The sequence below is a fragment of the Rhodanobacter sp. UC4438_H5 genome, from assembly GCF_052978405.1.
In genome coordinates this window covers 2,361,874-2,387,387 of the sequence record NZ_CM129672.1, presented here as the reverse complement: position 1 = coordinate 2,387,387, position 25,514 = coordinate 2,361,874, and the positions used below count along the sequence as shown (strand labels likewise).

At 68.4% G+C, this 25,514-nt stretch carries 18 protein-coding genes; 11 read left to right on the top strand and 7 right to left on the bottom strand.

The window, feature by feature from the left end; genetic code table 11:
• Nucleotides 1-53: 53 nt before the first annotated feature.
• Complete coding sequence (locus tag ACVCL9_RS11150; protein WP_395120167.1) at nt 54-3,080, bottom strand: TonB-dependent receptor; 3,027 nt, start codon at nt 3,078-3,080, stop codon at nt 54-56.
• Nucleotides 3,081-3,134: 54 nt separating this feature from the next.
• The gene (locus ACVCL9_RS11145; protein ID WP_447098073.1) at nt 3,135-4,655 is read right to left on the bottom strand and encodes a transglutaminase-like domain-containing protein; all 1,521 of its coding nucleotides are present in this window, start codon (nt 4,653-4,655) and stop codon (nt 3,135-3,137) included.
• Between the two features lie 165 nt (nt 4,656-4,820).
• On the opposite strand from ACVCL9_RS11145, the gene ACVCL9_RS11140 reads away from it, so the two are divergent.
• The 7 genes from ACVCL9_RS11140 (at nt 4,821) to ACVCL9_RS11110 (ending at nt 12,871) form a co-directional block, all read left to right on the top strand.
• Entirely contained in the window at nt 4,821-5,972 is a 1,152-nt protein-coding gene (locus ACVCL9_RS11140) for a DUF819 family protein (protein WP_395120165.1), read from the top strand.
• A gap of 25 nt (nt 5,973-5,997) precedes the next feature.
• Nucleotides 5,998-7,401, top strand: coding sequence for a C40 family peptidase (locus ACVCL9_RS11135; RefSeq protein ID WP_447099524.1), 1,404 nt, complete (start codon nt 5,998-6,000; stop codon nt 7,399-7,401).
• Nucleotides 7,402-7,453: 52 nt separating this feature from the next.
• Nucleotides 7,454-8,551: a dipeptide epimerase gene (locus ACVCL9_RS11130; protein ID WP_447098074.1), complete on the top strand. Its 1,098-nt coding sequence runs from the start codon at nt 7,454-7,456 to the stop codon at nt 8,549-8,551.
• The gene (locus tag ACVCL9_RS11125) at nt 8,551-9,408 is read left to right on the top strand and encodes a MurR/RpiR family transcriptional regulator (RefSeq protein WP_447098075.1); all 858 of its coding nucleotides are present in this window, start codon (nt 8,551-8,553) and stop codon (nt 9,406-9,408) included. Before ACVCL9_RS11130 ends, ACVCL9_RS11125 begins: the two co-directional genes overlap by 1 nt.
• Nucleotides 9,409-9,586: 178 nt before the next feature.
• Entirely contained in the window at nt 9,587-10,369 is a 783-nt protein-coding gene (locus ACVCL9_RS11120) for a L,D-transpeptidase family protein (protein ID WP_447098076.1), read from the top strand.
• Nucleotides 10,366-11,592, top strand: a complete 1,227-nt coding sequence (locus ACVCL9_RS11115) for a dicarboxylate/amino acid:cation symporter (protein ID WP_447098077.1) — start codon at nt 10,366-10,368, stop codon at nt 11,590-11,592. Before ACVCL9_RS11120 ends, ACVCL9_RS11115 begins: the two co-directional genes overlap by 4 nt.
• A gap of 142 nt (nt 11,593-11,734) precedes the next feature.
• Nucleotides 11,735-12,871, top strand: a complete 1,137-nt coding sequence (locus ACVCL9_RS11110; RefSeq protein ID WP_447098078.1) for an NAD(P)/FAD-dependent oxidoreductase — start codon at nt 11,735-11,737, stop codon at nt 12,869-12,871.
• A 46-nt stretch (nt 12,872-12,917) separates the two neighbouring features.
• On the opposite strand, the gene ACVCL9_RS11105 is transcribed toward ACVCL9_RS11110, so the two are convergent.
• The 5 genes from ACVCL9_RS11105 to dgcN all read right to left on the bottom strand — a co-directional run bounded on the left by ACVCL9_RS11105 (nt 12,918) and on the right by dgcN (nt 18,860).
• Nucleotides 12,918-13,568: a Vgb family protein gene (locus ACVCL9_RS11105; protein ID WP_447098079.1), complete on the bottom strand. Its 651-nt coding sequence runs from the start codon at nt 13,566-13,568 to the stop codon at nt 12,918-12,920.
• A gap of 36 nt (nt 13,569-13,604) precedes the next feature.
• A complete protein-coding gene (locus ACVCL9_RS11100) occupies nt 13,605-14,825 on the bottom strand; it encodes a helix-turn-helix domain-containing protein (protein WP_447098080.1) in 1,221 nt (406 codons plus the stop codon).
• A gap of 113 nt (nt 14,826-14,938) precedes the next feature.
• Nucleotides 14,939-16,741, bottom strand: coding sequence for a gamma-glutamyltransferase (gene ggt, locus ACVCL9_RS11095; RefSeq protein WP_447098081.1), 1,803 nt, complete (start codon nt 16,739-16,741; stop codon nt 14,939-14,941).
• A gap of 104 nt (nt 16,742-16,845) precedes the next feature.
• Nucleotides 16,846-17,832 carry an N-acetyl-D-Glu racemase DgcA gene (gene dgcA / locus ACVCL9_RS11090; RefSeq protein WP_395120156.1) on the bottom strand — a complete coding sequence of 329 codons (987 nt, stop codon included), beginning with the start codon at nt 17,830-17,832 and terminating at the stop codon, nt 16,846-16,848.
• Nucleotides 17,817-18,860: an N-acetyltransferase DgcN gene (gene dgcN / locus ACVCL9_RS11085; protein WP_395120155.1), complete on the bottom strand. Its 1,044-nt coding sequence runs from the start codon at nt 18,858-18,860 to the stop codon at nt 17,817-17,819. The genes dgcA and dgcN overlap by 16 nt, the downstream gene beginning before the upstream one ends.
• A gap of 205 nt (nt 18,861-19,065) precedes the next feature.
• Between dgcN and ACVCL9_RS11080 the strand changes: the two genes are divergently transcribed.
• The 4 genes from ACVCL9_RS11080 (at nt 19,066) to ACVCL9_RS11065 (ending at nt 25,368) form a co-directional block, all read left to right on the top strand.
• Entirely contained in the window at nt 19,066-19,968 is a 903-nt protein-coding gene (locus ACVCL9_RS11080; protein WP_395120154.1) for a LysR family transcriptional regulator, read from the top strand.
• Between the two features lie 265 nt (nt 19,969-20,233).
• A complete protein-coding gene (locus ACVCL9_RS11075) occupies nt 20,234-22,723 on the top strand; it encodes a TonB-dependent receptor plug domain-containing protein (RefSeq protein ID WP_395120153.1) in 2,490 nt (829 codons plus the stop codon).
• Between the two features lie 195 nt (nt 22,724-22,918).
• Nucleotides 22,919-24,196, top strand: a complete 1,278-nt coding sequence (locus tag ACVCL9_RS11070) for an APC family permease (RefSeq protein ID WP_447099525.1) — start codon at nt 22,919-22,921, stop codon at nt 24,194-24,196.
• Entirely contained in the window at nt 24,196-25,368 is a 1,173-nt protein-coding gene (locus ACVCL9_RS11065; RefSeq protein WP_447098082.1) for a DmpA family aminopeptidase, read from the top strand. Before ACVCL9_RS11070 ends, ACVCL9_RS11065 begins: the two co-directional genes overlap by 1 nt.
• The last annotated feature ends 146 nt before the right edge of the window (nt 25,369-25,514 follow it).

Sequence of the window (25,514 nt, the reverse complement as noted above, 5' to 3'; positions counted from 1 at the left end):
GCAAAAAAAGGGCGACCCACCATTCCGTGTGGGTCGCCGCCAGGGGAGTACGTTCAGAAGTCCACGCTGAGGGTGAGTTGGGTGAAGCGCGGCGCCTGGAAGCTGATGCCGTCGCCGAAGGTGTCGCTGGTGCCGTTGCCGATGGTGGTCTGCAGGTCCTGGTCCACGTTCAGCGTCTGCTGGGTGTTGAACAGGTTGTACACCGCCAGCTTGGCCTTGAAGCGGCCGGTGTCGCCGATCGGCAGGATGTAGCTCACGCTGGCGCCGACGTTGTAGGTCCACGGCGTGCGGCCGTACTTGCCGCGCGGCGAGTTCACATAGACGCGGTCGGCGGAGAACTCCGAATCGCAGTTCTGCACGCAGGTGTAGTAGCTGTGGTAGTTGGACGCGTCGAACGGGTTGCCCACGCCGAAGCCGGTGATCGGCGTGCCGGACAGCGCCTGCAGGTCGGCACCGAGCTGCCAGTGCGGAGTCAGCGCGTAGGTGCCGCGCAGCTTGAACTGGTGACGCCGGTCGTTGGGCAGGTAGCCGTCGCCGCCGAAGTTCACCCACGGGTCATCGAAGTTCTCGGTGCGGCCGGTGTCGTCGAAGTTGGTGTCCGAGTTGACCGGGCCTTCCGCGTTGCCGCGGCTCCACGACAGCGTGTAGGAGGCATTGAACGCCCACTGGTCGTCCCAGGCGCGGTTGATCTGGAACTCCACCGCGGTATAGCTGCGCTTGGGCTTCACCCAGCCGCGCTGGCCGATGTAGGTCATGATCGGGTCGCCGTCGGCGTCGACGCCATCCTGGCGGTACATCGCCCAGCCTTCCTTGGAGGTGTCCACGGTGATGTAGCCGTCGGGCGTGCCGTCGCAGTTGGAGTCGCCCCACACCTGCACCTTGGAGCCGGGGTTGGCCATCACCCAGCCGATGTAGCCATCCTCGCCGCACTGCGCGGTGGCGCTGATCTCCATGTCGTCGATCGCGTTGTGCAGGCGGCGATAGGTGCCGCTGACGCCCCACGACCACTTGTCGTCGATCATCTGCTGGAAGCCGAGGATCGCCTCGTCCTGGTAGACCTGGTCCATGTCGTGGTCGACCTCCGAGCGCAGGTCGCCGACGGTGCCGTCGCCCTGCGAGGTGTCGACGCCGCCCAGTTGCGGGCCGAGGATCGGCATGGCGTACTGCGAGCCGTTGCGGTCCTCGATCTGCCAGCCGCCGAAGGCGTAGTAGGTGCGTTCGTCGAGCAGGCCGCCGGCCTGCTTGATGTTGATCACGTTGGCCACCGGCAGATAGTAGCGGCCGAGGTTGCCGAACAGCTTGGTGCTGCCGTCGCCCTTCATGTCCCACGAGAAGCCCACGCGCGGCGCGATCATGTTGTCCATCTTGATGTAGCTCTTGCCGTCGCCGCCCTTGTTGTCGAAGCCGTCGCTGCGGATGCCGGCGTTCAGCAGCAGGTTGGAGGTGACCTGCCAGTTGTCCTCGATGTAGTACGCCGAGTTGGTGGTCTCGAAGTTGCCGGCGATCTCGTAGCGGCGCGCGCGCACGTAGCCGGTGTAGCCGGGCGGGATCACGCCGCCGCCGTTGGGGTTGGAGATCGAGGAGCCCGGGTCGGCCTTGTACACGTTGTAGTAGATCGCGCCGGGGCCGGGGTAGTAGCGCTCGTAGTCGGAGGTGTTCTGCTCGTGGTCGAAGCCGAAGCGCAGCAGGTGGTCGCCCAGCGTCCACTCGAAGTCCGCGCGCGCCTGCTTGCGCACGTCGTTGCGATGGCTCACCGATGAGTTGGTGGTGCAGCCGAGCGCGACACCGGGCAGGGCGATCTTGCCGTCGCTGGCCACGCGGTTGCATTCCACGTCGCTGAGCCCGCGGTTGAACGACTCGCGGTCGTTGCGGCCGTACATCAGCTTCATCGACAGGTCGTTGGTGAGGTAGCTGGTCCAGGTGAGGTTCCAGTTCCTGCCGCCGGTGTCGGTGTAGATCTCGTTGGTCTTGTTGCCGGTGATGTCGCCGGTGTAGGTGTAGTCGTAGACGTCGCCCACGTTGCTGTTCTTGTCCGAGAAGGCCATGAACTCAAGCAGGTTGGCGTCGGTGATGTGCCAGTCGATCTTGGTGCCCCAGAAGCCGGTGTCGGCGCTGTTCTTGGTCAGCGTGGTGCCGGCGTCGTTGGTGTTCTCCGGCGAGGAGTCGCGCGCCTCGTACATGGCGAAGAAGAACAGCTTGTCCTTCACGATCGGGCCGGACGCGTAGACGTTGAGCTTGGCCAGCGCGTCGCGGTCGCGGCTGGCGGTGAGGTAGCGCGTGCCGTCGGCGCGGTAGTGGTCGTCGGCGCGCGAGTGCCAGCTGGCCGGCTCCATGGTGAGCTCGGCGCCGTACTTGAACTGGTTGGTGCCCGAGCGCGTCACCGCGTTGATCACGCCGCCGGTGGTGCGGCCGAACTCGACCGAGTAGCCGCCGGTCTTGACCTGGAACTCCTGGTAGAACGCGAACGGCGCCGAGGAGAAGCCGTTGCGATTGTAGAAGTCGGTGACGTTGAGGCCGTTGACGTAGAACGAGTTCTCCGCCACCGACGAGCCGCCGAAGGAGATGCCGCCGAAGCCGGCGACGCCCTTGTTGACGCCCGGCGCCAGCACGGCCACCGAGGTGATGTTCTGATCCACCGGCAGCCGCGCCAGTTGCTCGCGGGTGACGTTGGTGGCCGACTCGGTGGAGGTGACGTCGACGCCGGGGAGGACCGAGCCGCTGACCGTGACCGCGCTCAGTTCGGTCGCGGTCGGAGCCGAGCCGACGTTGACGGTGGTGGTGTTGCCCAGGCTCACCGTGACGTTGATCGGCTCGCTCGCGGCACCGCCGCCGCTGCTCTGCAAGGTGTAGGTACCGACCGGCAGGAACGGGAAGCGGTAGTTGCCCTTGGCATCGGCGGTGACGCTGCGGGTGAGGCCGGTGTCGGTGCTGGTCACCGTGACCACCGCGCCCGCCGCGGTGTGGCCGACCACGGCGCCGTCGTTGCTGCCGGCAAAGGCGGCAGGCACGGCCAGCGAGGCCAGGCCCATGCCAAGCGCCATGCAAAGTACGGTTCTGCGCAAGCTGCGACTGTTGCTCATTTCCCCATCTCCCCATCGACGCCGTCGATGCCAGTTTTTGTGAATAGCTGCCGGTTAGTTGCCGCCGCGTCCGTGCTCCGCTGGCAGCACCTGCCAGTCGAAGTCGTAGTCCAGTTGATCGAAGTACACGTTGCCGCCGTCCCACTCGGCCTCGCCGCGCTGCGAATCCACGTCGTCGGAACGGAAGTGGTGCTTGGGCGGCTCGAAGCGGCGCCCGTAGTCGGCATTGAAGGCGATGCGCCAATTGTCGAGCCCGCCGAGGTAGAACCACTCCAGCGCCGGGTCGTCGCCCGCGGCCGGATGCAGGCGGCCGGTGGTGACGTCCATCGGCACCCAGCCGTACGGCGCCAGGTACAGGAAGCCCCAGTCGTGGATGTTGCTGTAGCCGCTGCCGTCGGCGGCGAACACCATGCCGGACTGCCAGCGCGCGGGGATGCCGTTGAGGCGCAGCAGGGTCATCAGCAGCAGGGTCTGCTGGCCGCAGTCGGCGTGGCCGGCGTGCAGCGCGTAGTCGCTGATGTTGGAGATCGTCGAATACTCGCGCGCGCCGGCCCAGGGAATCCGGTCCACCGCGGCGAACAGTTTCTGCGCGATGCGGTACGGGTTCTTCTCCTCGCCCACGACCTTGCGCGAGAACGCGCGCATGGCGTCGGTGAACACGATGTGCGGCGCACGCTCGGCCACGAACGGGGCGAGTTCCGGCGTGATGGTTTCCGGCTGCACCTTGTCCGGGTCGATCGCGTGATATTGCGCCAGCAAGGTCAGTTCATAGGTCACCGAGAACACCGTCTTCTGCCCGGCCACCGCGGGCTTTTCCAGGTACACCGTGCGCTGCGGCGCCGATTTCGGCGCGATGTCGTGCTTCGCCGGCACGCTGGCGACGTAGCGGATGTCTTCCTGCTGGCCGGGGATCGCCTGCGGGTAGGGAATCCACGCACGCACGATCTTGCCCGCGGGCACCGCATCGGCGTCGACGGTGAGTGTCTGCGTCATGCGCAGGCGCTGCGGCAGCACGCTGGCGCGATGCTGGTCGAGCGCGGCGTGGAAGATCGCGCGCTGGTGGTCGTTGAGCGATTCCATCGGGCCGTCGGTGATCGGTGCCTGCACCGCGCGCCGCGCCACCGCCTCGGGGCTGAGCCGGAACAGATTGCCGGGTGAACGCTTGAAGTACAGCGTGCGGCCGTCGATGACCTGATGTTCGAACAGGCCGGCGGCGTTCCACTTCGCGAACTCGGCGTCGGTGAGGTCGGGGATCTGCTTGCGCACGCGCGCCTCGACCTCGTCCGCGCTCAGGGTGAAGTCGAGCAGGATGCGGCGCATGCGCTCGCGCTGGAACAGCAGTGCCTGGCGCTGCTCGGCCGACACGCCCGGCTGCGCCAGCGCGGTCTCGATCGCCGCCTGCGCCGCCTTGAAATGGCCGGCGTCGATCTGGGCAATGACGGGATTCAGCGGTGAGCCACCCACGCTCGCCCCCGCCGGCAGGCCGGCGGACAGCGCCAGCGCGGCCACCAGCAACAGGCGCGCGGCCCGGGCATGGCGTCGTATTCTCGTGGTGGCAGGCAATGGTGTATCCATCGAGCGGCGTCTCCGCATCCGATCCCCTGAAATGGCTGTGTAACACGCTTGCAAATGCTGGTCAATAATTTATGCTTCAAACCAATTCGACTCGAATCAGCTATTCCTTGCCGACACGACAGCGAGGCTGGCACTGGCCCGCGCACGAACCACGAGGGGACGCATGTGATCCAAACGGTCTGGCCCTACCTGGCGGTGATGTTGCTGGCCGCCGGGGTGTTTCCGGCGATCGAGCGCCGCTACGGCTGGAAGGTCTTCTCGGTGTTGCCGCCGATCGTGCTGACCTATCTGCTGGTGACCGCGTTGGCCGTGTCGGGGCTGTGGCAGGTCAACGACGAGATCCATGCGGCGCAGACGATGCTGGTCTCGCACCTGGTGCCGGCGCTGTTGTTCCTGCTGATGATCAACTGCGACCTGCGCGCGATCTGGCGGCTGGGGCCGCGCGTGCTGGCCGTGTTCGCCTGCACCTCGGTGAGCCTGTTCGTGGCCTTCATCGGCGCGTTCCTGATCTACCGGCACTGGCTGCCGGGCGACCAGTGGCAACCGCTGGCCGCGCTGTCCGGCAGCTGGGTCGGCGGCACCGCCAACATGATCGCGGTGAAGCAGGCGATCGACATGTCCGACCAGTTGTTGGCGATGTCGCTGCTGACCGACGCGCTGTGCTACTCGATGTGGGTGGTGGTGCTGTTTTCGGTGGCGCGGCTGGCGCCGGCGTTCAACCGCTGGACGCGGGCCAAGTCCAGCGGCGACATCCCGCTGGCGGAAACGAAACCCACCGGCCCGACCACGCCCGACAGCGTGCTGCTGTGGCTGGGCATGGCCTTGCTGGCGGCCGCGCTGGCTGGCTGGGTGGCGACGAAACTGCCGACCTCCAGCATGTTGAGCGCGACCACCTGGACGATCCTGCTGGCCACCGGCGCAGGGCTGGTGGTGGCGCATACGCCGCTGGCGCGTTATCCGGGCGCCAGCACGATCTCCGGCGCCCTGCTGATCAGCGTGGTGGCGGTGCTGGCCTCGCAGAGCAACTTCCACGGCATCGCCGCGGCACCGCTGTACCTGCTGTGCGGCGTTACCGTCATCGCGATCCACGCGCTGCTGCTGATCGGCTTCGCCAAGCTGTTCCGTTTCGACCTCTACCTGTGCGGCATCTCCTCGCTGGCGCATATTGGCGGCGTGGCCGCCACGCCGATCCTGGCGGCCAGCTATTCGGCCGCGCTGGTGCCGGTGGGTATCCTGCTGGCCTTGCTCGGCTACATCCTCGGCACCGGTTTCGGCCTGGTGGTGGCGTCGATCCTGAAGCAGCTGGCCCTTCCGTGATGCGTTCTTGCGACAGGACACGATGATGCGATTTCCCTTGCTTGCCACTCTCCTGCTTGCGCCCCTGCTCGCCGCGGCGGCGCCGCAGGCCCGCGGCGCCGACGACGCGCTGGTCGTGCCGCCCTCCGGCGTGCTCGGCGTGGGCGAGGCGCAGCTGACGCCGCAGTTCTGGGTGGAGCGGCTGGCGCAGCCCGATGCGCCGGTGATGGATCGCGCGGCGATCGCGGCGCAGAACGCCAGGCTGCTGAAGATCGACCCGTCGATGCACGATCTGCGCGCGTTGCCTTCGACGCTGGACCGCGCCCGCGTCGAAGGCTGGATCAAGGATCTGTCGCAGCGGCCGGATCGACCGCTGTTCGACGTCGAGGGCAAATCGGTGAGCGCGGCCACGCTCGACGCGGTGGTCGCCAACCTCGCACTGGATGCGATTCCCGCGCAGCAGAAGACGCGCTACGGCCTGGTGGTGCGCCGCGCTGCGCTGCGCACGTTCCCCACCACGCTGCGCGTGTTCAATGAAAAGGGCGACACCGACATCGACCGCTTCCAGGAGACCGCCGAATTTCCCGGCACGCCGGTGGCGATCGTGCATGCGAGCGCCGACGGCCAGTGGCTGTTCGTGGTCAGCCCGCGCTATGCGGCGTGGACGGAAAAGGACAACGTGGCCGAAGGCAGCGCGGCCGAGGTGTTCGGCTACGTTGACAGGACGCCGTACCGGGTGATCACCGGCGCGGTCGAACGCACCGTGTTCACCCGCGAGGTGCCGGCCGTCTCGCAGCTGCCGCTGGACATGGGCACGCGCCTGCCGCTGGCGACCGATCTGCCGCCGGACCAGCCGGTGAACGGGCAGACGCCGTATGCCGCGCACGTGCTCGACCTGCCGCTGCGCAAGGCCGACGGCACGCTGGGCTTCACCCCGGCGCTGCTGCAGAAGAACACCGACACGGCTGCCGACTACCTGCCGCTGACCCGCGCCAACATCATCCGCCAGGCGTTCAAGTTCCTCGGCGAACGCTACGGCTGGGGCCACGCGTACGATGGCCGCGACTGCTCGGGCTTCGTCTCCGACGTGTACCGCAGCATGGGCGTGCAGATGCCGCGCAACACCAGCAGGCAGGCGATCAGCCCGGCATTGGAGCACCGCGCGTTCACCGCCAAGGACAGCCGCGAGACGCGCCTCAAGGCCGCGCAGGCGCTGGAGGTCGGCGACCTGGTCTACGTCCCCGGCCACGTGATGATGGTGATCGGCCAGTACCAGGGCCAGCCCTGGGTGATCCACGACGTGGGCGGCATGAGTTACCGCAAGGCCGACGGCAGCCGCGTGCGCATCAAGCTCAACGCGGTGTCGGTGACCCCGCTGCTGCCGCTGCTCTACAACGACAAGCAGACCTATGTCGACCGCATGACCAGCATCGTGCGCATCCGCCGCTGAGCCCGCCGGCACCAAAAAGAAAACAGGACACGGATTCCATGAAGGCCTTCCCATGAAAATCACCGACATCCAGTTCGGCATGCTGCGGGTACCGCTGAAGACCCCGTTCAAGACCGCGCTGCGCACCGTCAACACGGTGGACGACATCGTGGTGATGATGCATACCGACACCGGCGAGGTCGGCTACGGCGAGGCGCCCGCCACCGCGGTGATCACCGGCGACACCCATGGCTCGATCATCGACGCGATCCGCCACTACATCTCCCCGCGGCTGATCGGCCAGGAGATTGCCAACCTCAACCAGATCACCCAGCTGATCCAGTCCTCGATGGAGAAGAACACCAGCGCCAAGGCGGCGGTGGAGATCGCGGTGTACGACCTGTGGGGCCAGCTCTACGGCGCGCCGCTGTACAAGCTGCTCGGCGGCGGCGATCCGGTGATCACCACCGACATCACCATCAGCGTCGACTACATCGACAAGATGGTGGCCGATTCGGTCTCCGCGGTGGAGCGCGGTTTCGAGTCGCTGAAGATCAAGGTCGGCAAGGACATCGGCGTCGACATCGAGCGGGTCAAGGCGATCTACGCCGCGGTGGAAGGGCGCGCCCTGCTGCGCCTGGATGCCAACCAGGGCTGGACGGCCAAACAGGCGGTGTATGCGCTGCAGACGCTGGAGGAGGCCGGTATCAAGCTCGAGCTGATCGAGCAGCCGGTCAAGGCCAACGACCTGGCCGGCATGCGCTACGTCACCGAGCGCGTGCACACGCCGGTGATGGCCGACGAGAGCGTGTTCGGCCCGATGGAGGTGATCGAGCTGATTCGCCTGCGCGCGGCCGACATCATCAACATCAAGCTGATGAAGACCGGCGGCATCTCCAATGCGATCCGCATCGCCGACATCGCCGGCATGCACGGCATCGAGTGCATGATCGGCTGCATGCTGGAAACCTCGATCAGCGTGGCGGCCGCGGTGCACGTGGCGGTGGCCAAGTCCAACGCGATCACCAAGATCGACCTGGACGGCCCCTCGCTGTGCCAGTTCAACCCGGTCGACGGTGGGGTAATCTTCAACGAATCGGAGATCTCGGTAACGGACGCGCCCGGCCTGGGCATTCGGGAGATACGCGGCCTGGAGAGGATCGAGGACTGATGTCGCCGCTGGTCAAAATCCGTTCGGAACGCGACCAGATGTCCGCGGTGGAGCGGCGCATCGCCGATTTCGTGCTGGAGAACGCGCACCTGCTGCGCGACTACTCTTCGCAGCAATTGGCCAATGCGCTGGGCATCAGCCAGTCCAGCGTGGTCAAGTTCACCCAGAAGCTCGGCTTCAAAGGCTACCCCGACCTCAAGTATTCCGTGGGCGAGGCGATCGCCCGTGCCGACAACGGCGACACCTTGCACGTCCAGCCGGCCGCGGACGGCACTGGCGCCGGTGCGTTCGCCGGCAACCTGTGGCGGCGCAAGTCCGAGGCGGAGGAGGCCACCCGGCTGATCAATCCGCCGGAAATGCTCGACGCGGTGGCCGATGCCATCGGCCAGGCCGGCCGCGCCGGCAAGGTGTTCATCATCGGCCTGGGCGAGGACGACATCTATGCGCGCAATTTCGCGTTGCGGCTGTCGCTGCTGGGCATCCTCACCGTGCACAACTTCGACACCGCGCGGATGACCGCCAACGTCTCCGCCGCCGGCGCCGGCGACGTGCTCATCATGTTCTCCGAACACGGCAACCACCCGGCGCTGTGCAAGATCGCCCGCTATTTCCGCGAACGCCGCGGCCAGCTGATCACGGTGACGCGGCACACCGCCAATCCGCTGCGCACGCTGGCCGACATCGCGCTGGTGGTGTCCGCCCATGACGAGCTGCCCTACATCCAGCCGCTGCTGTACCAGTCCGCCCTGCAGCACCTGCTCGACGGCGTATTCGTGCAGCTGTGCGAAAGCCACGACGATCGCCGTGCCCTGCTGCTGGGCAACCTCGACCGGATCCAGCAGATGCTGGAGCCATGAGGGCCGGGAACAGGGAATCGGGAATAGGGAATCGCAGGAGCCCGCTCGCGGGCGATGCTTTCGTAGGGCGGGCACTGCCCGCCGGCTTTTCGATACGTCGTCCGTGTGGCTTCACGAAGGCGGCGGGCGGTGCCCGCCCTACGAGGTCAAGCATCTTCACCATGCGGAACGAAAGCTGATGACTGTTCACTGCCGCCCCCTTGCCTTGCTGACCTTCGCCGTCGTGCTTGCCGGCGTCGCGCACGCGGACGCCGCAGATGTGCCGTGGCGGAACGCCGGCCAGATGATCCTGGTCACCACCGCCGACTGGAACGTCGACCACGGCACCCTGCGCACCTTCGTGCGCGAAGGCGACGGCTGGCGCGAGGTGCGTACCTCCACGCCGGTGACCATCGGCAAGAACGGTTCCGGTTGGGGGCTGGGCCTGAATGCGCCGCAGACCGCTGCAGGCGGTCCGGTCAAACGCGAAGGCGACAACCGCAGCCCGGCCGGGGTGTTCCGTATCGGCGACTCGTTCGGTTATGCGGCCAGCGTCGATACCGCGATGCCGTACCTCGCGCTCAACGCCACCGAGTACTGCGTCGATGTCAGCGGCGCGAAGCACTACAACCGCATCGTCGACGCGAACGTGGTCGGCCTGGACGCGGTGAAGGGTTCCACCGAGCCGATGCGGCGCGACCTGCACGCGAACGGCGACCAGCGCTACCGCATGGGCTTCGTGATCGAGCAGAACCCGCGCAACGTGCCACAGGCGGGCAGCTGCATCTTCGCCCACCTGTGGAAGTCGCCCACCGACGCCACCGCCGGCTGCACCGCGATGACGCCGGCGGTGATGCAGTCGCTGCTGGCCTGGCTCAAGCCGCAGGACCATCCGGTGTTCGTGCTGCTGCCGCAGGCCGAGTACGAGCGCCTGCGCAACACCTGGCAGTTGCCCGTCCTCCACGCGGACGGCGCGCGATGAGCGCCACCGCGCGCGTGCTCACCGGCCTGGCCGCCGGCGCGGTGATCGGCCTGCTGCTGGCCGGCTGGAATCAATCCGTGGCGCTGCAGGTGGCCAACGCGGTGCACCCGGTCGGCAAGCTGTGGTTGAACGCGCTGCAGATGACGGTGGTGCCGCTGGTGCTGGCGCTGGTGGTGGTGGGCGTCAACACTGCCACCGACGCGGCGGCGTCCGGCCGCATCGCGCGCCGCGCGATCGTGGTGTTCATCGTCATCCTCACCGGCGGCGCGCTGTTCTCCGCGCTGGCGGCGCCGCTGGTGTTTTCCTTGTTTCCGCACAACCCCGAGCTGGTCGCCGCGCTCGACCACGCCAGCGCGCCGGCGGTGTCGGTGGCGCCGGTGCAGTGGGTCGACACGCTGGTGGCGATCGTGCCCAGCAACGCGATCATGGCCGCGGCGCAGAGCGCGATGCTGCCGCTGGTGGTGTTCGCGCTGTTCCTCGGTTTCGCGCTGACCCGCATCGCACCGGCGCGGCGCGCGATGCTGGTGGAGTTTTTCCAGGCGATTGCCGACGCGATGATCGTGATCGTGCGCTGGGTACTGTGGGTGGCTCCGCTGGGCGTGTTCGCGCTGATCCTCTCGGTGTGCGCGCGCTCCGGACTGGGCATGCTCAGTGCGCTGGGCGTGTACGTGTTGACCGAGTGCCTGCTGTATCTCGCCGTCACCGCGATGATGCTGCCGGTGGCGCTGGTGTTCGGCGGCGAGCGGCTGCGCCGCTTCGTGCCCGCGCTGGTGCCGGCGCAGGCGGTGGCGATCAGCACGCAGTCCTCGCTGGCCTCGCTGCCGGCGATGCTGGAAAGCGCGGACCGCCGCCTCGGCTATCCCAAGCAGGTCGCCGCGCTGGTGCTGCCGATGGCGGTGAGCCTGTTCCGGCTGACCAGCCCGGTGCAGTACATGACGTCGGCGGCGTTCATCGCGTGGGCCTATGGCGTGGATCTGTCCACTGCACAGCTGCTGGCCGGTGCGCTGCTGGCGGTCGTGGTCAGCCTCGGTTCGGTGGGATTGCCGGGCCAGGTCACCTTCGTCGCCACCAACCTGCCGGTGGCGCAGGCGATGGGCCTGCCGCTGTCCCCGCTGGGCCTGATGCTGGCGGTGGATACGGTGCCCGACGCCCTCGCCACGCTAGGCAACGTCACCGCCGACCTAACCGCCACCAGCGTGGTGGCGAAACAAACCAGGGAGTAGGGAATGGGGAATAGCGAATAGCCAAGAGCCAAGAGCCAAGAGCCAAGAGCCAAGAGCCAAGAGCCAAGAGCCAAGAGCAGTGCTCTCTGCTTTTGCGATTCCCCATTCCCGATTCCCTATTCCCTTCTCAACGAAAGAACTGATGATGGAACGGATCGAAACCGATGTGATCGTGATTGGCGCCGGCATGGCCGGCGCGTCGGTCGCGTATTTCCTCGCACCGCATGTGCGGGTGCTGGTGCTGGAGCGCGAGGCGCATGCCGGGGTGCACTCGACCGGACGCTCGGCCGCGCTGTTCAGCGAAACCTACGGCTCGCCGCAGGTGCGCGCGCTAACCCGTGCCGCGCGTCCGTTCCTGGCGGCGCCACCGGCGGGATTCTCGGCCGAGCCGATCCTGAGTCCACGTGGCGCCACCATCATCGCCGGTGCGGAACGCCGCGACGACGTGCGCGCGTTGTACGAGGCCATCGTGCCGTTCAGCCGCGACATCGAGCTGCACGACGCGGCCCGCGTGCAGGCCGCGGTGCCGGTGCTGCGGCCGGAGTTCGCGCAGATCGGCCTGCACGAGCCGGGCGCGGCCGACATCGACGTCAACGAATTGCACCTTGGCTTTCTGCGCGGTTTGCGCGCGCATGGCGGCGAGTTGCGCGTGGACGTCGCCATCGACGCGATCGAGCGCGAGGCGGGCGGCTGGCGGGTGCACAGCGGGGCGCAGTCGTTCCGCGCGCCGCTGCTGCTCAACGCGGCCGGCGCCTGGGTCGACCACGTGGCGGCGCTGGCCGGCGTGGCGCCGCTGGGCATCGTGCCGAAGCGCCGCTCCGCCTTCGTGTTCGAGCCGCCCGAAGGCATGGCCACGGCACGCTGGCCGTTCGTCACCGACTTCAGTGAGAGGTTCTATTTCAAGCCCGACGCCGGCCTCCTGCTGGGCTCGTGCGCGAATGCCGACCCGGTCGAACCGCACGACGTGCAGCCGGAGGAATACGACATCGCGCTGGGCATCCACCGTATCGAGGAAGCCACCACGATGACGATCCGCCGGCCCCGGCGCACGTGGGCCGGCCTGCGCTCGTTCGTCGCCGACGGCGACCTGATCGGCGGCTTCGATCCCGATGCGCCGCGTTTCTTCTGGGTCGCCGCGCAGGGCGGCTACGGCATCCAGACCAGCGCGGCGATGGGCGAAACCTGCGCCAACCTGGCGCTGGGCCGACCGCTGCCGCAGCGCCTGGTCGATGCCGGGCTGTCGATGGAGATGTTGAGCCCGGCACGCCTGCGCCGCTGAAGCTCCTTGGCCGTCATTCCAGCGAAAGCTGGAATCCGGCGCCTCGTCAGCCAGCCGCCGCGACGCTTCGCGGCCGCTTCACCACGCGCAGTTTGCCGCTGTGGCCGCCGCCGCAATAGAACACGGCCTGGCCGTCTTCGGCGGCGAGCCCCGAGATGCCGGCGCCGGGCGGCATGTCGAGTTGCTCCAGCACTTCGCCGGTCGTCGGATCGATGTGCCGCAAGGCGCTCTCGTCGTTTTCCCATGTGCCGTGCCAGCACTCGCCGTCGACCCAGGTGACGCCGGTGACGAAGCGGTCGGATTCGATGGTGCGCAGGATCGCGCCGGTCGCCGGATCGATCTGCTGGATCTTGCGCCCGCGATACTGGCCCACCCACAGCGTGCCCTCGGCCCACGCCAGGCCCGAGCTGCTGTCGCCCGGCGCGGGAATGGTGGCCAGCACCTCGCCCGTTTGCGGATCGATCTTGTGGATGCGGTCCTCGGCGATCTGGAACAGGTGGCGGCCGTCGAACGCGGTGCCGGCGTGCGCGGCGATGTCGATGCTGCGCAACACGCGGGCGCTGGCCGGGTCCCACACGTTCAACCGTGCGCCGGAGGCGAACCACACGTGTTCGCCATCGCAGGTGACGCCATGCACGCCATCGGTGCCGGGGTAGGGGCCGTGTTCGGCGACGATGTCGGCTTTGCTTCGTTTCATGTCCGGACTCCTTGGGGATGGAAGACGCGGGCCATGCTATTCAAACGACAGCGGCGCCGGGAGTAACAAGGTCGTCGCGAATCCCGGCGCCAGCGGCGTCATCCAGCGGCGCGCGCGACCGTGCCCGGCGCACTGCACGCTGCCGGCTGCCGCCAGCGTTTCGAGTGCCCGCTGCACGCTGCGCTGGCTGCGCCCCAGCGCGAGCGCCAGCGCCGAGCTGGACCACGATTCGCCGTCGCCGAGCAGGGCCAGCACCGCCGCGTGCGCGGACTCGACCGGCCACGCCAGCACGCCGACCTGGTCCGCGCGATGCGCCAGCAAGGCGTAACCGTGCGGGGTGGCATGCACCTCGGCCAACCCGCTCAGCGCGCGGCGCAGGCGCCCGAGTTCCACCCGCAAGCGTGCGCGATACGACTCGTCGGCGTGCCTGGCGCGGAACGCGCGGGCGACCAGCGCGTCGCGCGGCACGTCATGCGGCCACGCCTCGGCCAGTTGCCGCATCAGCGCGAACAACACCGGACGACTGGCCAGCGGAACCGTCTTGCCACGGTGCCGCACGGCATGGCGGCAGGCATCGACGACGAAGGTCTCCGACGCCAGCAGGGCTTCGACATCGCGCAGCGGCAACAGGCGTTCCTCGCCGCCGGCCAGCCAGCGTGCGGCGGGCGCGTGCAGGGTGCGCGTGGCGGCGTCCACCTCCGCCATCAGCGCGGGGATGCCTGCGCGTTGCGCGGCGCGGGCGGCGCGAGCGAGCGCATCACGTGCCGCCGTCGCGCGCAGGCGGCGCATCGCGACGCCCGCCGCGACCAGTTCGTGCACCGCCAGCAGTGCGGGCGGAAGCGGCGTGCCGGCCGCCGCGGCCAGCGCCTGTTCGGTTTCGTCGAGACGCCCGAGCAGGAGCAGGCGGCGGATGCCGAGGTAGCGCGCGTGCGCCGCGTTGACGTGGTCGCCGTGCGCGTCGAGCGTGGCGCGCGCTGCGTCGAGGGTGGCGGTGGCACCGGCCAGCTCGCGCGAGGCCAGCGCGATCTCGGCCTCGGCCACCACGCAGCGTGCGCGCGCCGTCGCCTCGCGCGGGCCGAATGCGCGTGCCGCGCGCCGCAGCAGCAGCGTCGCGCGCGTGAAGTCGCCGAGCTGGGCCATCGCCAGGCCGCGCAACGCCAGCGCCGGCGCATCCTCGCGCAGGGCGACCCGCGTCATCGCACCGAGCGGGTCGCCCGCCGCCAGCGCCTGCGCCGCGGCGGTGATCAGCGCATCCATCGCGGCGGCCTCGTCGCGGCGGGTTCGGGCAGTCGCGCCACGTGTTCACTCCGGCCTTCGTGGTTCGGCTGCCTAATCTAGCGCAGGCCACCCACCGGACGGCGCCGCGGAGGTCAGTACCCGGCGGCGAGCCCCGCGGGACGACGCGGGTCGTTGGCGCCTTCCAGCAAACCGGTCTTCGGATTGATCAGGATCGCCTCGACCGCGCCGCCGCTGAACTGCTTGAACGTGTAGCCCATCGCTTCCAGGGTTTTCTGCGACTCGGGCGTGAGCAGCCCCTGGCCGGCGTAGACCACGTCCGGATACCACTGCTGGTGCAGGCGTGGCGCGTTGACGGCCTGCTGCATGTTCATGCCGAAGTCGACCACGTTGATGATGCTGGCCAGCGTGGACGAGATGATGGTGGCGCTGCCGGGGCTGCCGGTGAGCATGAACGGCTTGCCGTCGCGCAGCACGATCGTCGGCGTCATCGAGCTCAGCGGACGCTTGCCCGGTTCGACCTGGTTGATCACGCCCTGCACCAGGCCGGCGCCGTTGGCCACGCCGGGCTTGGAGGTGAAATCGTCCATCTCGTCGTTGAGGAAGAAACCGGTGTTGCCGGCGATCTGCTTGTTGCCGAACAGGAAGTTGACGGTGTAGGTGACGGCGACGGCGTTGCCGTCCTTGTCGACCACCGAGTAATGCGTGGTGTGGTTGCCTTCGGGGGCGCCGAGGCTGCCCTTGACCTCGGAGGACGGCGTGGCCCGGTCCGGCTGGATGGTGGCGCGAAGCCTGGCCGCGTGTTCGGCCGAGAGCAGCTCGTCGATCGGGTTGTGCACGAAGGCCGGGTCGCCGAGGTAGGTGTTGCGGTCGGCAAAGGCGCGGCGTTCGGCCTCGACGATGTAGTGCACGCTGTTGACCGAGCCGTAACCCCACCTGGCCAGCGGGTAGGGTTCGATGATCTGCAGGATCAGGCACAGCGTGGTGCCGCCCGAACTCGGCGGGGGCGCCGAGACGACGGCGTAGCCGCGGTACTTGCACTGGATCGGTTTTTCCCACTGCGCGGTGTAATTGGCGAAATCGCGCATCGACAGGATGCCGCCGTTGGCGTCGCTGGCCTTGACCACGGCCTCGGCGATCGGGCCCTTGTAGAACGCGTCGATGCCCTTGTCGGCGATCATTTCCAGGGTGTTGGCCAGATCCTTCTGCACCAGTCGTTCGCCCACCTTGAAGGGCTTGCCGTGGTTGAGGAAGATCGCCGCCACGTTGGCGTGCCTGGCGAAATCCCCGGTGTGCGGTTCGAGGCTGTCGACGTCGCCCTGCTTGAGGATGTAGCCCTCGCGCGCCAGCTTGATGGCCGGCGCGATGACCTGCTTGAGCGACATCGTGCCGTAGGCCTTCAGCGCGGTGTCGAAACCCATCACCGTGCCCGGCACGCCCACGCCGAGATAGCTGTCGGTGCTGCGCCCCTCGACCACGTTGCCGTCGGCGTCCTGGAACATGGTCGGCGTGGCTTTCAGCGGCGCTTTCTCGCGGAAGTTGAGGAACAGGTTGCGACCATCCTTGAGGTGGATGGTCATGAACCCGCCACCGCCGATGTTGCCGCAGCACGGGTGCACCACGGCTTCGGCAAAACCCACCGCCACGGCGGCGTCCACCGCATTGCCGCCGCGCTTGAGGATGTCCACGCCCACCAGCGTGGCCAGGTGCTGCGCGCTGACCACCATGGCGTGTTTGGCGGTGACCGGTTTGGCCTTCTCCAGCGCCATGCGGGTGATGACCGGCTCGCGGCCGGTCGAATCGGGATTGACGTCCTGCGCCCACGCCAGCGCGCTGCACGCGGTCAGCGCCAGCGCCAGCGCGGCTTGCCGCCAGCGCGCGGCGCGCGCGCGGTGCGCCTGGCGGACATCGGCGCGCGCGGTGTTGCGATCGGACATGGGTTCACCCTCCACGATTGTCGGATCGAGCATAGTCGCCGGCGTGCGCCAGCCACCAATGAAAAGACGATCAGCTGGCATAACCGGCGGTTGTGGCGCGGCGCTCAGCCACCCCAGAAGCCGGACAAGGGCGGCAGCAGCGAGCCGCCGTGCAGTTGCACGCCGTCCGGATGGTCGTGCTGCAGCCAGAACGGCCCGTCCAGGTCGACGAAGGCCGCCTCGCGCGCCAGTTCCAGCGCCGGCGCGATGCCCAGCGACGAGCACACCATGCAGCCGACCATCACCTTGAAACCTTCGCGGCGCGCGGCGCGCAGCAGGTGCCATGCCTCGGTCAGGCCGCCGGTCTTGTCGAGCTTGATGTTGATCGCCTGGTAGCGCCCGCGCATGCGCGGCAGGTCGCGCGTCTCGTGGCAGGCCTCGTCCGCGCAGATCGGGATGCTGCCGGAAAAACCCAGCAGCGCGTCGTCGGCGTCGGCCGGCAGCGGCTGTTCCAGCAGGTCGACGCCGGCGCGCGCCAGCGGCTGCTGCATGTCGCGCAGCAACTCGATGGTCCAGCTCTCGTTGGGGTCGACGATGAGCCGGTCATGCGGCGCGGCGCGGCGCACGGCGTCGATTCGTGCGGCCGGGTCGTCGGCGTCGACCTTGATCTTGATCAGCCCGGTGCCGGCGATGCGCGCGGCGGCCGCGCCCATGCGTTCGGGCGTGTCGATGCCGATGGTCAGCGCGGTCACCAGCGCGGCGCGTTGCGGCCGCGCCAGGCGCAGCCAGACCGGCACGCCGCTCAGTTGCGATTCGAGGTCCCACAGCGCCGCGTCCAGGGCGTTGCGCGCGGCGCCGGCCGGCAACCGTGCCTGCAGTTCGTCGCGGCCCATGCCGGCGACCAGTTGCGGGCGCAGTTGCTCCATCTGCTCGATCACCGACGCGGCGGATTCCCCGTAGCGCGCGTAGGGCACCGCTTCGCCGCGCCCGCACTTGTCGCCCTGGCGCATGGCGACGGTGACCACGTCGGCGTTGTGCTTGACCCCGCGCGAGATGCGGAACGGCGCGGCGAGCGGGAAACGGCGCTCCTCGATGATCAGTTGGCGCAGCATGCGAGCAGGTTGTCCACGATCGCTTCGACGCCCATCGTCACCGGGTCCTGGCAAGGCAGTTCGAGCAATCCGCTGATGCGGCGGCAGGCGGTCGCGGCGTCGGCGGCGGAGAGGTTGGAGGTGTTCACCGCCACGCCCACCGCCTTCACCGCCGGGTTGGTCAGCTGCGCGGCAACCAGGTTGGCCTGCAGGCAGCGCTTGAGTTCCGGCAGCGGGTAGTCGGGCAGGCCGCGCATGTGCTGCCGGGTGGGCTCGTGGCACAGCACCAGCGCGTCGGCTTGCGATCCATGCAGCAGGCCCAGCGACACGCCGGCGTAGGAGGGATGGAACAGCGAGCCCTGGCCTTCGATCAGGTCCCAGCCGCCGTCGAGGCGTGCCGGCGAAATCTTCTCGGCGGCGCCGGAGATGAAGTCGGCGACCACCGCGTCGATCGGGATGCCGGAGCCGGCAACCAGGATGCCGGTCTGTCCGGTGGCGCGGAAGTCGGCGGCGAGTCCGCGTCGGCGCATGGAGCGCTCGATCGCCAGCGTGGTGTACATCTTGCCGACCGAGCAATCCGTGCCCACGGTGAGCAGGCGCCGGCCGGCGCGCGGGCGGCCGTTGCCGACCGGCAGGCCCGGCATCGGATCGCGCGCATCGAACAGTTCGCGGCCGTGGCGTCGCGCCGCGGCGACGATGTCAGGGTTGTCGCGCAGCTTCTGGTGCAGCCCTGCGGCCACGTGCAGGCCGGCCTCCAGCGCGGCGATGGCATCGGCCACGATGTGCGAGGACATCACGCCGCCGGCATTGGCCGCGCCGATCACCATGGTGTTGGCGCCGGCCTTGCGCGCTTCGCCGACGCTCATCTCCGGCAGGCCCAGCGTCGGCTTGCAGTCGCCGCGCCGCAGCTGGCCCACGCACCAGTCCGGGCGCCAGTAGGCCAGGCCCCGGGCGGTCTTGATCGCCAGGTCGTCGGCGGCGCTGCCGAGGTACAGCAGGTAGGGCGGGCCCCAGTGACCGGGCTCGGCGGCGTTGCTTGGATCGGACATGGTGCGCGTACTCCCGCGGGCATCCGGTAGCCCGTCACGACACGGCGTCGAGCATAGTGATCGGCCACGGCGCGGCACCAATGAAAAGACCGACACCTGGCATAACTGCGGGTTGTGGAAACCGGTCGACGGGAGTTGCCCGGCGGCACCGGCTGTGCTGCACTTCGAAGGCAGCGCCGCCGCGGCCACAGGGTGAACTCTCGACATGCGTCTTCGCTACATCGAACTGTTCCATGCCGTGATGACCACCAACAGCCTCACCGGCGCGGCGAATCTGTTGAACATTTCGCAGCCGGCGGCGAGCAAGGCGCTGCAGCAGGCGGAGCACCAGCTCGGGTTCACCCTGTTCCATCGCGTGCGCGGGCGGCTGCATCCCACCGAGCAGGCGCTGCTGCTGCGTCCGCGCGTGGAGAAAATCATCCGCGACCTGCACGACCTGCAACGGCTCACCGCGAATTTCGCGCGGCCGGAGAGCGAACCGCTGCGGGTGACCTGCACGCCCACCCTGGCGCAGTCGCTGGTGCCGGACGCGACCACCTTGCTGCGCAAGGCCTGGCCCGCCGCGACCGCGGAGCTGTCCACGCGGCACTCGGCCGAGATGTGCGAGTCGCTGACCCTGCGCGAAACCGACATCGGCCTCACCCTGCAGGACGCCAGCCACCCCGAGTTGCGCCAGGAGCCGCTGTGCCAGGGCCGCGTGATGGTGATCGCGCCGCCGGGCCGCTGGTCGCCCGCGGAACTGGCGCAGCCGCTGCCGGTGACGGCGCTGGCCGGCGAGCCGATGATCGGCATCGCCGTGCAGGATGCGCTGGGCAGCCTGCTGCAAAGCCACCTGATGCATGTCGACCCGCCGCCGCAGATCTCGGTGTGGGTGCAGACCTATCAACTCGCCTGCGCACTGGTGGCACAAGGCGCCGGGCTGGCGCTGGTCGACCCCTTCACCGCCTCCCAGGGCGACGGCGACGTGGTGCAGACGCGGCCGTTGGCGCTGGAGCTGGACGTGGTGCTGTACGCGGTGTACCGGCTGGACAGCCAGCTGAATCCCTTGCAGGAACACTTCATCGAACTGGTGCGCCAGCTGGCGCGGCAGACGCTTGCGCCGGGCTGATCGCGCCCACGCTCACGGGCATCTACAACTTTCGGTTATGCCAGGTGCCGGTCTTTTCATTGGTGGCTGGCGGCGGCTTGTGACTATGCTCGACCAGACGTTGCGGAGCGTGCCTTCGGGCCCGGCCTGAATACGCTTGTTCTCGGGGACATCGCCAACGCCTTGCCGGTGCGGAGACGCCCGGATACATCGCTTGACTGAAGTGGACCAAGCAATCGCCGGGGGCAGGGCGGTTCCGGTGCAATCCTAACGTTGGGGGTCTCTGATGAACGAGCGTTTCGGTCGAATCATTCCCAAGCTGTTGTCCGTATCGGTGGCGCTGGTGCTGGCGGGCACCGCTGCCGCGCAGGAAACCGCGTCGGCACCCGCCGCGCCGGCGGATGCGGCATCATCGAGCCAGCAAAAGCAGAAGAAGGATGCCGTCAACCTGTCGCAGGTGATCGTGACCGGCACGCGCACCAGCGACCGCACGCAATCCAGTTCGCTGGTGCCGGTGGACGTGATCCCCGCGCAGGTGCTGAACGACTCCGGCGCGGTGAGCCTGGGCAATGCGCTCGACCTCGCCGTACCCTCGCTGAATTTCCCGCTGGCCTCGATGTCCGACACGTTCGCCTTCGTGCGGCCGTTCCAGATGCGCGGCCTCAACAGCGACCAGGTGCTGATCCTGGTCGACGGCAAGCGCTGGCACTCGAGCGCGCTGATGCTCACCCTGGGCCAGGTCGGCCAGGGCTCGCAGGGCGTCAACATCAACACCATCCCGGTCGGCGCCATCGACCACATCGAGGTGCTGCGCGACGGCGCTTCGGCGCAGTACGGCTCCGACGCGCTGGCCGGCGTCATCAACATCATCCTGAAAAAGGGCGGCGAGGGCGGCGAGGTGCAGGGCGACTACGGCAAGTACTCGGCCGGTGACGGTGCGAGTTCGCGGCTGCAGAGCAGCCTCGGCTTCGCGCTGGGCGACAAGGGCTGGATGCGGCTTTCCGCGCAGGTCGGCAAGCAGGACCCGACCAACCGCGCCGGGCTGGACAACCGCCCCGGCTTCACCGAGCTGGGCCGCAAGTACCACGTCGGCATCCCCAATTCCAACAACTACAACACCTTCCTCAACTGGCAGTACGACTTCACGCCGAAGGTGCATCTGTACGGCTACGGCCACTATGGCCGGCTGATGGCCGAGCCGATGGCGTTCTACCGCTACGGCACCAACGCGCCGGAGCCGAAGAACGACCTGATGCAGTACCTGTTCCCGGACGGCGACGGCTTCAACCCGGTCGAGCATGGCGTGTCGCGCGACAAGTCCTTCGTGATGGGCGTGCGCGGCGAGACGGAGTCGGGCTGGGACTGGGACACCGCGGCCACCTGGGGCGCCAACCGCGTGTCCTACGGCACCTTCAACACGGTGAACTTCGCCTTCTGGAACGACTTCGGCTACACCCCGACCGACATCCACGACGGCACCCTGACCGCCTCGCAGGCCACCCTCGATTTCTCGATGGGCAAGTCGCTCAACGACTACTGGCACCTGGGCTTCGGCGCGCAGTACCTGCACCAGGGCTACAAGATCGTGGCCGGCGACCTCGCCTCGTACTACGTGGGCACCTCGGGCGTCACCGGCGGCGCGCAAGGTTTTGCCGGCTGGGGCCCGGAGGACGCCAGCAACAGCACGCGGCATTCGGTGGCCGAGTACGCGCAACTGGAAGGCAACATCACCGACCGGCTGAGTACCTCGATCGCGGCGCGCCACGAGGACTACTCCGACTTCGGCACCAACCTCTCCTACGCGTTGTCCGGCCGCTACGACTTCGACCACGGCTTTGCCTTGCGCGGCACCTATTCCACCGGCTTCCGCGCGCCGGGCCTGGGCCAGCAGCACGCCTCGGTGACCACCTCGGTGTCCTACCCCGCCGGCAACTCGCTGGGCTTGCCCGAGGGCATCTACCTGCGCGGCCTGGTGCCGCCGGACAACAAGACCGCGCAGCTGCTGGGCAGCGAGCCGCTGAAGCCGGAGACCACCCGCAGCATCACCGTCGGCGCAGTGTGGGCACCCACGCGCGCCTTCACCACCACGGTGGACCTGTACGACATCCGGCTGAAAAACCGCATCCTGATGTCAAGCTCGATGTCGCTGGTGACCCAGTCGGTCAAGGACTACCTGGCCGCCAACGGCGTGGTCAACTCCGAGTACGTGGCGCTCGCCTACTTCACCAACGCGGCCGAGATGCGCATCAAGGGCATCGGCGTGGTCACCAACTACATCAAGGAGCTTGCCGACGGCGGCTCGTTCCAGACCACGGTCAACTGGTCGTACCACAAGAACAAGGTGACCAAGGTGCTGCCCAACCCCGCGGTGCTCGACGCGCTGGGCAATGTCGGTTTCCAGCGCATCACGCGCAGCCAGGCCAAGGGCCTGCTGGCCGACCAGATGCCGCGCTCCAAGTTCATCTGGACCAACACCTGGAAGACCGGCCACTGGGGCTTCACCGGCACCGCGGTGCGTTACGGCGGGGTCACCGAGTACAGCTCGACCAGCTACATCTACGACGATGTCTACCCGTCCCGGTGGATCTTCAATCTCGCTGCCAACTACTACCACGATCGCTGGACCTTCACCCTTGGCTCGGACAACGTGTTCGACACCTATCCGCAGAAGGCACCGGACGGCAGCAACTTCCACGGCATCTTCCCGTATCCGAGCAGCTCGCCGTTCGGTGCCCAGGGTGCCTACGTGTACGGCAAGGTCGCCTATCGCTGGTGATGCCCGTGCGCCGGGCGGCAGCTTGCCGCCCGGCGTCGACCTCGTCGCACTGCGACGGCCGTGGCCGCGGCGTCGCGCGCATCGCGGCGATGCCTGATCCCGCCACCTCCGGAATCGCTCTTGAACCAGTCGCCGATCTCAATCACCCCCGCCCGGCCGGCGACCGTGGAAACTGCCGCCACCGCCCAGCCGCACATGCTGCGCGCGGTCGGGCGCTGGCAACTGGTCGGGCTGTCGGTCAACGACGTGATCGGCAGCGGCATCTACCTGCTGCCGGCAGCGGCTGCCGCGCTGCTGGGGCCGGCCAGCCTGTGGGCCGTGCTGCTGGCGGGCATCGCGGTGAGCCTGCTGGTGCTGTGCTATGCGCAGGCCGCCAGCTACTTCGACCAGGCCGGCGGCAGCTATCTCTATGCGCGCGAGGCGTTCGGACGCTTCGCCGGTTTCGAGGTGGGCTGGATGTTGCTGCTGACCCGCATCGCCAGCGCGGCGGCACTCAGCAACGGCCTGGCCGATGCGGTCACGCATTTCTGGCCGGCGGCGGGCGACGGCAAAATGCGCGTGCTGATCGTGGTCGGCTCGCTGGCTGCGCTGACCGGGATCAACGTGATCGGCGTGCGCGCCGCGGCGCGTACCGGAGTCACCCTGGCGATCGCCAAGTTCCTGCCGCTGGCGATGTTCGTGCTGATCGGCGCGTTCTTCGTCGACCTGGGCCAGGCCTCGCCGCTGGCGGTGGACTCGATCCCGATGGACGACCTGGCCAAGGGCGCCCTGTTGTTGCTGTTCGCCTATGCCGGGTTCGAGAACATGCCCGCGGCAGCCGCCGAATATCGCAACCCGCAGCGCGACGTGCCGTTCGCGATGCTGACCATGATCGCGATCGTCACCGCGACCTACGTGGCGGTGCAGTGGGTGGCGCTGGGTACGCTGCCGGGGCTGGCCGCGTCCAGCACGCCGCTGGCCGATGCCTCGGCGCGCTTCGGCGGCATGTGGCTGGCGCTGGTGCTGACCGTCGGCGCGGCCGTTTCCATTCTCGGTACCAACAGCAACACGATCATGTTCGGCCCGCGCTACCTGCTCGCGCTCGCCGACGACGGCGTGGGTCCGGCCGCGCTCACGCGCATCCATCCGCGCTTCCGCACGCCGGCGGTGGCCATCGTCACGGTGGGCGTGCTGTCGGTGATCCTGGCGCTGTCCGGTTCGTTCGTGCAGCTGGCGCTGCTCTCCGTGGTGGCGCGGCTGTTCGGCTATCTCGCCACGGCGGTCGCGGTGCTGGTGCTGCGCAGGCGCCACGGCCAGCGCGAGGGCGCCATGCGGCTGCCCGGCGGGCCGCTGATCCCGCTCGCCGCGACGGCGTTGTCGCTGGGCCTGCTGGCCAGCGCCGGCGTTGCCAACCTGGTCGCCGCCGCCATCGCGCTGCTGATCGGCGCGCTGATCTACCGCTTCTGGCGGCGGCCACGGCGCGAGGCGGGCTGATGGGTCGCCGCGCCATCGCGATGGCACTCGGCTTGCTGGCCTGCCTGCCGGCATTCGGTCAGCAGCGCGACCTGCGTGACTACGGCGTCGCCATCGGCGTGCTGCCGCCCGGCGCCCTGAACGCCATCACCGACGTGCCCGGCGTCGAAGTGGGCCAGAAGACGCTGATCCGTGGCGACGACGTGCGCACCGGCGTCACCGCGATCCTGCCGCACGCGGGCAACCTCTTCCAGCACAAGGTGCCGGCGGCGGTGTACGTGGGCAACGGTTTCGGCAAGCTCGCCGGCAGCACCCAGATCGACGAACTCGGCAACCTCGAAACGCCGATCGTGCTGACCAACACGCTGAGCGTGCCGGTGGCCGCTGCGGCGCTGATCGAGCACGCGCTCGCCAACCCCGAAAATCGCGAGGTGCTGTCGGTCAATCCGGTGGTGGGGGAAACCAACGACGGCTATCTCAACGACATCCGCGGTCGCCACGTCGCCGTGCGCGACGTGCTGCAGGCGATCGCATCGGCAAGCGGCGGCAAGGTCGCGCAGGGCAACGTCGGCGCCGGCACCGGCACCGTCGCGTTCGGCTTCAAGGGCGGCATCGGCACCTCCTCGCGCAAGCTGCCTGACCGTCTGGGCGGCTATGCCGTCGGCGTGCTGGTGCAGACCAACTTCGGCGGCACCCTGACCGTGGCCGGCGTCCCGGTCGGCAAGCTGCTGCACAAGTATTACCTCAGCGACGCATTGAACGACTCGCCCGACGGCTCGTGCATGATCGTGGTGGCCACCGACGCCCCGCTGGATGCGCGCAACCTGAAACGGCTGGCGAAACGCGCGATCCTCGGCCTCGCCCGCAGCGGCGGCATCGCCTCCAACGGCAGCGGCGACTACGTGATCGCCTTCTCCACCTACGCGGCGAACCGCGTGCCGTACGCCGCCGAACAGTCCGTGCGCCAGGTTGCCGTGCTGCGCAACGACGCCATGTCGCCGCTGTTCATGGCCGCCATCGAGGCGACCGAAGAAGCCATCATCAACTCCCTGTTCCACGCCGGCGACATGCGCGGCTGGCAAGGCCACCAGGTGCAGGCACTGCCCGTAGATGGGGTGCTGCGCCTGCTGCGGGAGCACGGCTATCCGCTCTCGCACCCCGCTCCGGCGCCGACCGACGCGCATCCGCGCTGACCGGCCGCGGTTGTCCCGCTATCATGGGCGTCTCTGGGTATGTCCGCGGCGGCAGAGCACACCATGCTCCTGATGATCGAAAATTAGCATCGGCATCCAGGCTAGTCCGCAGCTATCCATCGATAGCGAAAAAAACCCTTAAAAAC

What these genes read in the sequence shown, in the direction of transcription:
- ACVCL9_RS11150 (WP_395120167.1), bottom strand. Translation starts at nt 3,080, where the DNA reads ATGAGCAACAGTCGCAGCTTGCGCAGAACCGTACTTTGCATGGCGCTT.
- ACVCL9_RS11115 (WP_447098077.1), top strand. Translation starts at nt 10,366, where the DNA reads ATGAGCGCCACCGCGCGCGTGCTCACCGGCCTGGCCGCCGGCGCGGTG.
- dgcA (WP_395120156.1), bottom strand. Translation starts at nt 17,832, where the DNA reads ATGCTGCGCCAACTGATCATCGAGGAGCGCCGTTTCCCGCTCGCCGCG.
- ggt (WP_447098081.1), bottom strand. Translation starts at nt 16,741, where the DNA reads ATGTCCGATCGCAACACCGCGCGCGCCGATGTCCGCCAGGCGCACCGC.
- dgcN (WP_395120155.1), bottom strand. Translation starts at nt 18,860, where the DNA reads ATGTCCGATCCAAGCAACGCCGCCGAGCCCGGTCACTGGGGCCCGCCC.
- ACVCL9_RS11075 (WP_395120153.1), top strand. Translation starts at nt 20,234, where the DNA reads ATGAACGAGCGTTTCGGTCGAATCATTCCCAAGCTGTTGTCCGTATCG.
- ACVCL9_RS11145 (WP_447098073.1), bottom strand. Translation starts at nt 4,655, where the DNA reads ATGGATACACCATTGCCTGCCACCACGAGAATACGACGCCATGCCCGG.
- ACVCL9_RS11125 (WP_447098075.1), top strand. Translation starts at nt 8,551, where the DNA reads ATGTCGCCGCTGGTCAAAATCCGTTCGGAACGCGACCAGATGTCCGCG.
- ACVCL9_RS11070 (WP_447099525.1), top strand. Translation starts at nt 22,919, where the DNA reads ATGCTGCGCGCGGTCGGGCGCTGGCAACTGGTCGGGCTGTCGGTCAAC.
- ACVCL9_RS11130 (WP_447098074.1), top strand. Translation starts at nt 7,454, where the DNA reads ATGAAAATCACCGACATCCAGTTCGGCATGCTGCGGGTACCGCTGAAG.
- ACVCL9_RS11105 (WP_447098079.1), bottom strand. Translation starts at nt 13,568, where the DNA reads ATGAAACGAAGCAAAGCCGACATCGTCGCCGAACACGGCCCCTACCCC.
- ACVCL9_RS11100 (WP_447098080.1), bottom strand. Translation starts at nt 14,825, where the DNA reads ATGGATGCGCTGATCACCGCCGCGGCGCAGGCGCTGGCGGCGGGCGAC.
- ACVCL9_RS11135 (WP_447099524.1), top strand. Translation starts at nt 5,998, where the DNA reads ATGCGATTTCCCTTGCTTGCCACTCTCCTGCTTGCGCCCCTGCTCGCC.
- ACVCL9_RS11120 (WP_447098076.1), top strand. Translation starts at nt 9,587, where the DNA reads ATGACTGTTCACTGCCGCCCCCTTGCCTTGCTGACCTTCGCCGTCGTG.
- ACVCL9_RS11110 (WP_447098078.1), top strand. Translation starts at nt 11,735, where the DNA reads ATGATGGAACGGATCGAAACCGATGTGATCGTGATTGGCGCCGGCATG.
- ACVCL9_RS11080 (WP_395120154.1), top strand. Translation starts at nt 19,066, where the DNA reads ATGCGTCTTCGCTACATCGAACTGTTCCATGCCGTGATGACCACCAAC.
- ACVCL9_RS11065 (WP_447098082.1), top strand. Translation starts at nt 24,196, where the DNA reads ATGGGTCGCCGCGCCATCGCGATGGCACTCGGCTTGCTGGCCTGCCTG.